Below are 10,569 nucleotides of genomic sequence, written 5' to 3'. Positions count from 1 at the left end.
CATAAAAAAAGCGCCCTTAGGCGCTTTTTCTTCAAATTTGCAATTAAGCAAACATGAAGTCAATATGTTCAACCAATTGCTTGAATGCATGACGTTGGATAGCTTTAACACGAACTTTAATTTCTTTACCTTCGATAGCGATGGTTAAATCAGTTGTGTAGAAGTTATCATTTAACTGGATGTTAATGATGTCTTTGTGTTCAAACTTGATTGATACAGGCTCTTTACCTGGGCCATAAATTACTGCAGGCACTTTACCAGCATGACGTAGGCGGCGGCTCGAACCTTTCCCGATTTCTGTGCGGGTTACAGCGTTGATTGTGTAAGACATTAGTCACTCACTTAATAATTAATAAAGTATGAAGGCGTCATCATTTTCGACCAACGATGACTCAAATAAAGCGCGCGGATATTACCATAGCCATTCTCAACCCACAAGAAAATTAATTAACCCCAACGCCTCACAGGGCCACAATCAATATGCACAAAACCATCTCGAGGATAAAACCCTACACCACCCAGTTTTAGCGACTCTGCGGCATCTCGTAGATGCTTAGTTTTCACACCAGGTAAGGCAATATCCATTGCCATGCCTTTCATATGATAACTTTTCTTGGCAACACCATTGCTACGAGAAGCGAGCATTTGATTTGTTATAGGTGAACGATAAGCAGAAATAACATGGATTTCATCTTGATTATCTAATGTAACTTGTAATTTATACAAATACTCAAATAATCTTTTATCTATAGGAGCGACTATATTTTGGCGATGATCACGTAATCCTTGATTAAATTCAGTCAGTGTTTCCGATTGATATTGACCATCGCTCCAAAAACTTCCCTGGCTTCTTTCTCCGGTATGTAAGCTATAAAAACGTAAATCTTTAACACCAATAGTAGAACGACTTGCTTGCGCGGTATTGGGTAACAGAGTTACCACTGCGGCACCGCTTAAGCCTAATAATAACTGCCGACGAGTTGGGCACTCAATTGTCATTTATACACCACTTAAATTATCAAAATTACGATATTCATCGGCTTTAAAAGCGCGATTTCATCTTCACAATGCTTTTACTGTATTGTTTGTTTTTTATCCAGTTGGCAAATAAATTAACCATTAATGCTGATAAATGCAAGTAAGCTAATGTGGAGATACACACAAAACGCGCTAACCTGCATAAGAGTGTTATATACCTCAAGTGCTTAGGGACAAAGTAAAACCTCATTAACTTTGTTTCATCAATCAAGATTATTGCACAATATCGGTAGTGATGACTTTATGGCTTAATAACTGCGTCGACTCTGCAGGGGTTAATTGATAAATGTCATCTCGGTACTGCGCAACATGCTGTTCATCCACCCAAGCACGCCAGTACACCATGTGCACGGGTAAAGAGGACGATAAAGCAAACCATTTAGTTTGAGTGTGATTAGACTGAAAATGGGCCCAAGTACGCTTATCGATAACCAAATGGTTAGCAAACCAATCAGCTAACTGCTGCACTTTTTCAATTCTTACACAGCCAGATGATATATCTCGCTCCACATGTTCAAACATTAAAGGTGTTGACGTATCATGCAAATACACGCTTTGATCATTGTTAAAATGAAACTTATAACGACCTAACGCATTACCGCCACCGGGACGCTGAACCACTCTGTAGGGGAATTTTCCTGTTGCAGCCTGTTGCCATTGTTGAGCTGTTTTATCAACACGATGACCTTCATAATCAAACACATCAAAATGCCTATCGGTAAAGTAAGCACCATTTAATTTCACCTGCGGTAAAATGTCCTGGCGTAAAATCTTTCTAGGCACCGTCCATGTGGGATTAATAATTATATTTGAAATTTGTCCTGTCATAACAGGAGTCTGTCGATATGGCTTACCCACAATCACTTTAGACGACAACACAACTTGATTTTGATCCACTAACTCCATTTGAAAAGCAGGGATATTAACCAACAAATAAGGCTGAGATAGCTGGCTTAAATAGGCCGTTTTTTCTACAAAACTTTTTGCTAACAAAGAGGCCTGTTGGTGCGGGGTTTGGTTTAACCAGAATAAGGTTTTAGGGCCAACAACAGCATCAGTGTTTAACCCATGTCGAGACTGAAAGCGTTTAACGCTTTGCTCCAAATCCGGCTGGTATTTGTCTTCGTCAGCAAGGTATTCGTAAGCATCACCCAATAACCATAAACGTTGATTAATTTGCCTAATGCTTGGATGAATATCTCCAGGACGCAACAGATCTTCGAGAGTGATGGCGGGCCAATCTTGCGTTTGCGATAGTCTCATTAATTCCCGCACAGAGTTTATTACTCCAAGGTAATCACCTACAGCAGGCTCAAGTGCAATATTTTTTTCACGTAACGAAGTGGTGTTATCCATTGAGTCAAATGGCAAAGACACTTGTTTATTATGCCAAAAATCGGCCACACTCTGTTGAATCTTGTCGATATACTCTAATTGTTCAGCAGCGGACCCTGTCTGTAATATCGCTAAATATTGTGCTCGCTGTGCTGTGGGTTCAGCCAAATACTGTAATTGCAGGTGTTGAGTCAAATTATCGTATTGAGCTTCAGTGTTGGCTAAAACAAACGGCGACATACACAAGAGCAATATACCCATTATGCTTACGTTTACAGACAGTTTCAGTTTGCTGAACATGCTATTCTCCATTGTCTCCACACACTGATATTGTCATGTTTTTCGCACAAGTGAAATGAATATAGCCATTATGATAAATAATAAATTTGCTTGAATATCAGAAACAATTAAACAACAAAAGTTAATACCAAAACGTTACTTTCGCGCTACCTATACCCTACCGAAGTAAATAGAAATTGATCATCTAGATGAAAAGTAACCAGTTAACATTAATTTATAAATACACAACTTGGAAGGGCCATGCTGAATTGTTATAAGTGGATTAAGAAGTACTAAAGCAGTAGAGAATCACATGAATAAAAAACAACTCGCTCAAACCATGGCCAGTAAAATGGACATTCCCCAAGTTCAAGCTAAGCAACAACTTGAACAAATCCTCGCGGTAATTCATCAAGGTTTAGCTGAAGGTGAAAAAATTTACATTCCCCAATTTGGGACATTTGAATTGCGTTTTTACTTACCTAGAATAGGTCGTAATCCACAAACGGGTGAGGCCATTGAAATTGAAGGATTTAATCAACCCAGCTTTAAAGTATCTCCCGCATTAAAGGCATTAATTAACGCTTAAGCCAAAGTGGTAGAAACCTTATAAGCCTAAGCACTAGAACGCTTCGCGGCTAGAGGCTATACCTGCAGTTATCCAGTTTAACTCTACCTAACTGAAACTAGCCAACGACTTTCCCAATAACCCGCTCTTATAGCCGCGTAGCGAACTAGCAGGACGAAGTCCGCCCTAGCATCTAGGCTCATTCGCTCTTATCGCCCTCACCTTCTTTTGCGTTTGTTACCCTTAACTACCAAATTTCAAACGTAAAAAAGCCCCAACAGAAGTTGAGGCTTTTTTACACCACTCTCTATTGCTAGAGATTATAATGGTACCCGAGGCCAGACTATTCTTAATAACAAAAAGTGGCACGCTAATGCTCAACAAGAGCGCGAGGGATTTTATTTTTCGATGTTATTTATTAAATTTCAGACGTAAAAAAGCCCCAACAGAAGTTGAGGGCTTTTTTACACCACTCTCTATTGCTAGAGATTATAATGGTACCCGAGGCCAGACTTGAACTGGCACGCTTATTCAGCGAGGGATTTTAAATCCCTTGTGTCTACCGATTCCACCACTCGGGCAAACTGTGCGTGTTTTGATAACAAACATCAAATCACTTAATTCATATTTGCATAAGATAAACAGCGTTGCTTTCGCGTCCCGCTTAACTTGGTGCACACTTTACTGATTTTTATTGGCCAAGCAACTAAAATATTCATCACATCGAACTGAACGCTTCAAAAAACGTCAATCCGATGTAAAATCCAACAAAACAAAGCGCTTAGCACAAAAAATAATTAATTAGCTCTCACAGGGGTTAACCCTTTACTGCGATTTGTAACGGCTTCATCAATTTCAAAACCCGCTTCACTCCACACTTGTGCTTCTTCAACATTAAACGATTCTTTGGCCCAAATGGTCGCGGTATCTAAAGTGAAGTTGGCTTTTATCCAACCATCAGAATCTGTAGGTCCAAAGCCTCTTACGCGCCAATTTTGCGCTTGGGTTGAATCAAAGCCTATCGCTTTCCATTGGCTGATCTCACGCTCAGACATTCCTTGCCAGCTAGGGGCTGATGCGCACGCTACCAATAACGATACCAATAAACCTAACAATAATTTTTTCATAGAGTCCTAATAACCAATGTAAATGCTGCGGCGTATAAATCGTCGAATAACAGCACAATAAGTCGTAAATTTTGAGGATCATATCTGAGAAAAAACTTTTAACAAGTAGGTGATCAATAATTAATTTTCATCGAAAAAAACTAACAAAAAAGGCCGCATTCGCGACCTTCTATAAAGTAACCTAAATATCAATATTAGCTACGCTGACGAGTTGGCTTGCCGTGATTACCAACCACTTTATGCTTATGAACTGCACGGCGGATTTTAGCACTTTTCACTTTAGAACGAGCAACACTGTGTTTGTCCGAGCCTAAAACAGAGCGTGTTTCAGCTTCTAAACCAGCAAGTTGACGTAAATAGTTAACTTGGTCCATTGGCAACTCAATCCAACCACCACGCGGCAATGTTTTTGGTAACTCAACCTTGCCATAACGTACGCGGATTAAACGGCTGACCTGTACGTCTTGTGATTCCCACAAACGACGTACCTCACGATTACGCCCTTCGCGAAGGGTGACATGCCACCACTGGTTTATGCCTTCGCCACCAGCTGCTTTAATGGTATCAAACTGTGCTGGACCATCTTCCAAAGTCACGCCGGTACGTAAACGCTGTACAGCTGCTTCTGGCACTTCACCAAAAGTACGCACTGCATATTCACGCTCTACTTCATTTGACGGATGCATTAAACGGTTAGCTAATTCACCATCACAGGTAAATAACAGCAACCCTGAAGTATTAATATCTAAACGCCCTACCGCAACCCAACGAGCATCGCGCACTTTAGGTAAGCGTTCAAACACGGTAGTACGGCCTTCAGGATCTTTGCGCGAGCAAATTTCACCTTCAGGTTTGTGGTATGCCAGTACACGACAAATAATGTCGTCAGCTGATTTTAATGAAATAGCACGGCCATCAATACGTATTTTGGCATCCGCCTCGACACGATCACCTAAACCAGAAATTTCACCGTCAACACTAACTCGGCCTGCAGCAATCCATGCCTCCATCTCACGACGGGAGCCATGGCCTGCACGGGCCAAGACTTTCTGCAATTTTTCACTCATTAGCGGGGACTCTTTAAAGAAATTTAATAAAAAACAAAAGGTTAATCACTTTTGTTTTATTGTCTTTTTAGGATTGTACCCGCCAATGGCGCATACAATTAGAAAAGTGCGTAGATTATACGCTGAATGGGGCTTGTGAGCAAAAAATACCACCGTTAATCACCAAAACCATCATAGAGTTTACAGACCAAGTCATTGAATCACACAAAAATGGCAGCTGACACGAAACCGTCAGCTGCCTTAGTAAACAACTCAATATGATAATGTAGAGGTTAACGTGTCACTTTAAGATTAAATACAAGACTATACATTACCGGCAACACCACTAATGTTAATAGTGAAGCAAAGCCCAAACCAAAAATGATAGTGATGGCCATAGAACCAAAGAAAGCATCACTGATTAATGGGATCATGCCTAACATAGTGGTAATAGCTGCCATCATTACCGGGCGAACACGGCTCACACACGAATCAACCAGTGCAAATCCAGGTTCTTTACCTTCTTCAAGTTCAAGATTGATTTGGTCCACTAATACAATGCCATTTTTGATCACCATTCCAGAGAGACTCAACAACCCAAGTAGCGCCATAAAGCTAAATGGGGCATCAAATAATAATAAACCCGCTGAAACACCGATCAACGCTAAGGGTACCGTAAACCAAATGACTAAAGGTTGCCTAACTGAATTGAACAAAAATACCGTGATTAAAAACATGGCTAAATAACCCATCGGGATCGAGCTAAAAACAGCTGTTTGCGCTTCACCTGCTGATTCAAACTCCCCGCCCCACTCCAAGCGATAACCTGCAGGCAGCTGAATGGCCTCAACTTTACTTCTGACTTTTTTATGTACCGAGTCTGCCGTTTCATTAGATCCCAATTTGGGGTCGCCCAATACTGCCAGCATACGAATTCGGTCACGGCGCATCACGAGAGGGTTTTCCCATTCCGTGCTGAACTCACTCACTACTTGCGTTGCGGGTACAAATATATTGTTCTCAGTGCTCCATATTTGCATTTTCCACAAACTATCAGCTTGAAGACGTTCGGCTGCAGGTGCACGAGCAACAATCGGTAACAGGTGGCTAGTTTCACGATACAAACCAATTTGTTTGCCGCTAAAATTAACCAGTAAGGCATTATCTAAATCTTGCTTACTGATGCCGGTTTCACGTGCTTGTGCATTTTGCAGTTGCGGACGGATGAGTGGTACTTGATTGCGCCAATCATGGCGAACACCATCCATTGTCGGCTCGTTTATAAACACCATTTCAGCCTGTGCCGCCAAACTGCGCAGCACTTGAGGATCTTCGCCATAGAAACGCGCTTCGATTTTGGCCGCTGGAGACGGACCATTTTCCATATTTTTAAAGCGATATTGTGCTTGGGGGAAATGGCTATTTAACAACAGTTCAACTTGCGGCATATAAGCCTTAACGGCTGCTAGATCGCGCATTTCTACGATAAGCTGAGCAAAGGCTGGATAACCTTTTTCAGGCTGATAAGGTAACACAAAGCGCTGAGCCCCCTGGCCAATGACAGATGTGAGGTGTACTAAACCGCTGTCATTAAGCTCACTTTCTTGCAGTAGCTTTTTCTCTATTTCGCTGGTGAAACGCTCAGTTGCTTTAATGTCTGTCCCTTCAGGCATCCATACATCAACAAAAAAGATAGGCGTATTTGATGCTGGGAAAAACACGTTTTTAATGTGGCCAAAGCCTATTACTGCAGTGACTAACATCGCCAACACCACTGACAACGTAACGAGACGAAAGCGCAATACAAAATACAGAAAACTGCGATAAGTAGTAAACAACCAACCTTTGTAAGGGTCAACCTGTTCAGCTTGTGGCGAGGCTTCTTTGAATAATAAATTACAGAAAAACGGTGTTAAAGTAATTGCGGTTATCCAACTGATAAACAGAGAAATCATCAACACTTGGAACAATGAACGACAAAACTCGCCAGCAGCATTTTGGGACAAACCAATCGGTGCGAAAGCAATAATGGCAATCACAGTAGCACCTAACAATGGCCACTGAGTTTGCGATACCACTTGCTTAGCCGCTTCAAGGCGGGTTTTACCGCGTTGTAAGCCAATCAAAATGCCTTCGGTCACCACAATGGCGTTGTCGACCAGCATACCTAAGGCAATGATCAGCGCACCCAGAGAAATTAACTGCAATTCAATGTCTAATACTTTCATCACAATGAAAGTACCTAGAATTGTTAGCAGCAGAATTAGGCCCATCAATAACCCAGAACGAAGGCCCATAAACAATAGTAATACCGCGATGACAATCGCAATCGACTCTAAAAGGTTAATCAAAAAACCTTGTACGGTATTATCGACAGCTGAGCTTTGGTTATACACCGTATCAAGGCTCATCCCTAACGGTCGTTGTGATTCAAGCTCTATTAAACGCTCACTAACACGTTGACCTACATCGACTACATTTACGCCGCCTGAAAACGCAATACCTAATGATAATGCCGCCTCACCTCTGTTGTGATAAAGCACATTTGGAGTATCGTCATAGTCTTTTTCAATGTTGGCAATATCTCCAAGGTAAATAAGCTCAGTGCTACCGGGAGAGCTCACCACTAAACGAGACAATTCCTCTACAGAACTAAACTCACCAGTAGGATGTAGACGGATACGATTGTCACCAATGACAATACTGCCAGCATTGGACACTACGTTTTGATTGTTGACTAATCCATAGATGTAATTTTGATCTAAGCCTAGCGCTGACAATTTTTGCTGTGAAATCTCAATGACCACTTGCTCTGTCACATCGCCCACCACAGAGACTTTTTTTACCCCGGGAACAAGCACTAGTTCGCGGCGTAAATAATCTGAATAATTGCTCAGTTCTCGGTTACTAAAATCGTTACCGGACAAGTTAAGTAAAATACCGTACACATCACCAAAGTCATCAATCACTTGCGGCTTTGCGGTTCCTGGTGGTAAAAGCCCTGTAGTGTCATTAACTTTTCGACGCACCTCATCCCACACTTGTGGTAAGCGATGTTTGTCATAACTGTCTTTAATCTCAACCTGAATTTGCGATAATCCGGCACTGTTAATAGAGGTGATATGTTTAATACCATCAAGTTGCTGTAAAGCATCTTCAAGCGGTAAAGTCACCTCTTCTTCTACTTGTTCTGGCGACGCGCCAGGATAAGCGGTGATCACCAACGCTTGCTTAATGGTAAACTCAGGGAATTCTAATTGCCCTAAACCAGTAAACGCCACACTGCCACCAATAAGCAGTAAAAATGCAAACATCCAACTAATGACTTTGTGATTAATGGAATACTCAGCAACATTCATCAATTACACTCCTCGTTGCCAGCGTAAAGGCTTCACTTTCAAACCTTCAGATAATTGCGACAGTCCTGCTGCAACAATAACGTCGCCTTTTTGCAAGCCACTCAACACTTCAACACCGTCAGTACTCACACGCCCAAGCGTCACTTTCACCGGGTTCACTTCACCGCTTTCAGGTTTAAAACGCCACACGGTAACGTCACCACTTTGGTCTTGTTTGTCTACTGCGGAAATAGGCACTATGGTACTAAAGCCTTTTGGGGAGTCGTTGAGTGTTGCTAATGTTAACTCAGCACTCATGCCTGGTAATAATTGCACATTGTCAGGTTGCGGTAATGAAAACACTACTTCATAGGCCTGGGTGCCAGGCGTCACTTGAGTTGAATATTCTTTAAACTTAGCATCAAACACCATGTCATCTAAAGCGCTAAAACGTACTTTTGCAGCTAAACCGTTGGCAATATCTTGAGTTAATACAGCTGCCATTGCTTCGGGTACTTGAATGCTGACATCAAGTAACTGATTATTTTGCAGGGTCATAACACCTTGGTTTGCTTGAACAATTTGATGGTTATCCACCAAACGTTTTGCAATGGTGCCGCTAAATGGAGATTCTAAACGGGTATAACTGACTTGGTCATTGGCAGCGGCTAACGCTGCTTTTGCCGATTTAAGTTGGGCTTTACTGCTGTCAAATAAGGCTTGTGAAATCAATTTACGTTCTAAAAGAGTTTGATTACGGCTAAAGTCTGCGAGCAACAAGTCATACTCGGCCTCACGAGTCATTAAATTATTACGCGCATCGCGATCATCTAATTGAGCCAGTAAAAAGCCTTGTTTAACGTGTTGGCCTTCAACAAGATCCAGTTTGACAAGTTGGCCTGAAATCCTAAATGATAATTCTGCACGGCTATTGGCTTCGACCCTTGCTGGAAACTGACGAATGGTATTACCTGATGACTGTGTCACTTCAAACAATTTTACCGGCCGTACAAGCACATCTTGCACGGCACTTTCAACAGGCGTACAACCGACTAAAATAATAGAAATAAGCAATGCCAACGGCAATGTAGAGTGATATTTCATCGACTATGATCCTTGAGAACTAAGCGTTAAAAAGACGTGGTGACAACAATATTTCCCTTTTCAGGGACAACAGTTAATTCACAATTGGGCCGAACAATACCCTGAATTATAGTTGCAATAAATGGGTTTATTTGGGAACATCAATCCCATTATTTGAGTTTGACTTGTTTACCATTATCAGAGCAATCGATATGAAAACTGAAGACATTGCATTATTTCACCGGATTGTCGAAACCGGCAGCATACTTGAAGCGGCTAACTTATTGAATTTGCCTAAATCGACGGTCAGCAGACGCTTACAATCGTTGGAAGAGTCATTAAATTTAAAGTTGTTTCATCGTCAAAGCCGGGCAATAACACTGACCTCTGCAGGCAGTCATTTCTATGAAAAAACCTTGGTGATGTTAGCTGACTTAGACCGAACCCTTGCAGATATCACCGACAACAAAGCAGAGTTGACCGGCCACTTACGGATTTTGATATTTCCTATCCCGCAGATAATGGATATCGTGAGTAAAATATTTGCCTTTATGGATGAAAATCCTAAGTTTTCGCTTGAGATCATTACCAGTACCGAGCCCTTAGACATGGTGCGAAATAATATTGATATCGCATTTATGGTGAATGAAACGTTTAGTGAGCTCGACATGGTGGCAAAACCGGTTATCAGTGAAGATATGTGTTTCTTTGCCAGCCCAGAATACTTAGTCAAAGCTGGCATGCCTGTCACCTTG

Annotated in this window: 9 protein-coding genes and 1 tRNA gene; 2 read left to right on the top strand and 8 right to left on the bottom strand. The window is 41.6% G+C overall.

All coding sequences use genetic code 11. The annotated features are described in order from the left end of the window. Positions 1-43: 43 nt before the first annotated feature. The 3 genes from rplY to H5202_RS13425 all read right to left on the bottom strand — a co-directional run bounded on the left by rplY (position 44) and on the right by H5202_RS13425 (position 2,673). Complete coding sequence (gene rplY, locus H5202_RS13435; protein WP_182772512.1) at positions 44-331, bottom strand: 50S ribosomal protein L25; 288 nt, start codon at positions 329-331, stop codon at positions 44-46. A gap of 116 nt (positions 332-447) precedes the next feature. Beyond that, positions 448-999, bottom strand: coding sequence for a DUF882 domain-containing protein (locus H5202_RS13430; protein ID WP_182772511.1), 552 nt, complete (start codon positions 997-999; stop codon positions 448-450). 252 nt (positions 1,000-1,251) lie between these two features. Beyond that, positions 1,252-2,673: a L,D-transpeptidase family protein gene (locus H5202_RS13425; protein ID WP_182772510.1), complete on the bottom strand. Its 1,422-nt coding sequence runs from the start codon at positions 2,671-2,673 to the stop codon at positions 1,252-1,254. 292 nt (positions 2,674-2,965) lie between these two features. On the opposite strand from H5202_RS13425, the gene H5202_RS13420 reads away from it, so the two are divergent. Next, positions 2,966-3,241: an HU family DNA-binding protein gene (locus H5202_RS13420; RefSeq protein WP_182772509.1), complete on the top strand. Its 276-nt coding sequence runs from the start codon at positions 2,966-2,968 to the stop codon at positions 3,239-3,241. Between the two features lie 474 nt (positions 3,242-3,715). On the opposite strand, the gene H5202_RS13415 is transcribed toward H5202_RS13420, so the two are convergent. From H5202_RS13415 to H5202_RS13395, 5 genes are all read right to left on the bottom strand, one after another. Further along, a tRNA-Leu gene (locus H5202_RS13415) sits at positions 3,716-3,801 on the bottom strand. A 216-nt stretch (positions 3,802-4,017) separates the two neighbouring features. Next, a complete protein-coding gene (locus tag H5202_RS13410; protein WP_182772508.1) occupies positions 4,018-4,347 on the bottom strand; it encodes a hypothetical protein in 330 nt (109 codons plus the stop codon). A 194-nt stretch (positions 4,348-4,541) separates the two neighbouring features. After that, positions 4,542-5,414 carry a 23S rRNA pseudouridine(2605) synthase RluB gene (gene rluB / locus H5202_RS13405; RefSeq protein WP_182772507.1) on the bottom strand — a complete coding sequence of 291 codons (873 nt, stop codon included), beginning with the start codon at positions 5,412-5,414 and terminating at the stop codon, positions 4,542-4,544. Positions 5,415-5,686: 272 nt separating this feature from the next. Then, positions 5,687-8,752, bottom strand: a complete 3,066-nt coding sequence (locus H5202_RS13400; RefSeq protein ID WP_182772513.1) for an efflux RND transporter permease subunit — start codon at positions 8,750-8,752, stop codon at positions 5,687-5,689. 3 nt (positions 8,753-8,755) lie between these two features. Then, positions 8,756-9,835: an efflux RND transporter periplasmic adaptor subunit gene (locus H5202_RS13395; protein ID WP_182772506.1), complete on the bottom strand. Its 1,080-nt coding sequence runs from the start codon at positions 9,833-9,835 to the stop codon at positions 8,756-8,758. A 191-nt stretch (positions 9,836-10,026) separates the two neighbouring features. Here H5202_RS13395 and H5202_RS13390 point away from each other — a divergent pair. Then, on the top strand, positions 10,027-10,569 hold a 543-nt coding region (locus H5202_RS13390; protein WP_259397317.1), incomplete at its 3' end, for a LysR family transcriptional regulator.

The organism is Shewanella sp. SG41-4 (assembly GCF_014164505.1).
Lineage (GTDB): Bacteria > Pseudomonadota > Gammaproteobacteria > Enterobacterales > Shewanellaceae > Shewanella.
This window is presented reverse-complemented; position numbering and strand designations above follow the sequence as displayed.

Bases quoted from the DNA above. Each gene is read 5' to 3' on its own strand.
- rplY (WP_182772512.1), bottom strand. From the start codon at position 331: ATGTCTTACACAATCAACGCTGTAACCCGCACAGAAATCGGGAAAGGT.
- H5202_RS13430 (WP_182772511.1), bottom strand. From the start codon at position 999: ATGACAATTGAGTGCCCAACTCGTCGGCAGTTATTATTAGGCTTAAGC.
- H5202_RS13425 (WP_182772510.1), bottom strand. From the start codon at position 2,673: ATGTTCAGCAAACTGAAACTGTCTGTAAACGTAAGCATAATGGGTATA.
- H5202_RS13420 (WP_182772509.1), top strand. From the start codon at position 2,966: ATGAATAAAAAACAACTCGCTCAAACCATGGCCAGTAAAATGGACATT.
- H5202_RS13410 (WP_182772508.1), bottom strand. From the start codon at position 4,347: ATGAAAAAATTATTGTTAGGTTTATTGGTATCGTTATTGGTAGCGTGC.
- rluB (WP_182772507.1), bottom strand. From the start codon at position 5,414: ATGAGTGAAAAATTGCAGAAAGTCTTGGCCCGTGCAGGCCATGGCTCC.
- H5202_RS13400 (WP_182772513.1), bottom strand. From the start codon at position 8,752: ATGAATGTTGCTGAGTATTCCATTAATCACAAAGTCATTAGTTGGATG.
- H5202_RS13395 (WP_182772506.1), bottom strand. From the start codon at position 9,835: ATGAAATATCACTCTACATTGCCGTTGGCATTGCTTATTTCTATTATT.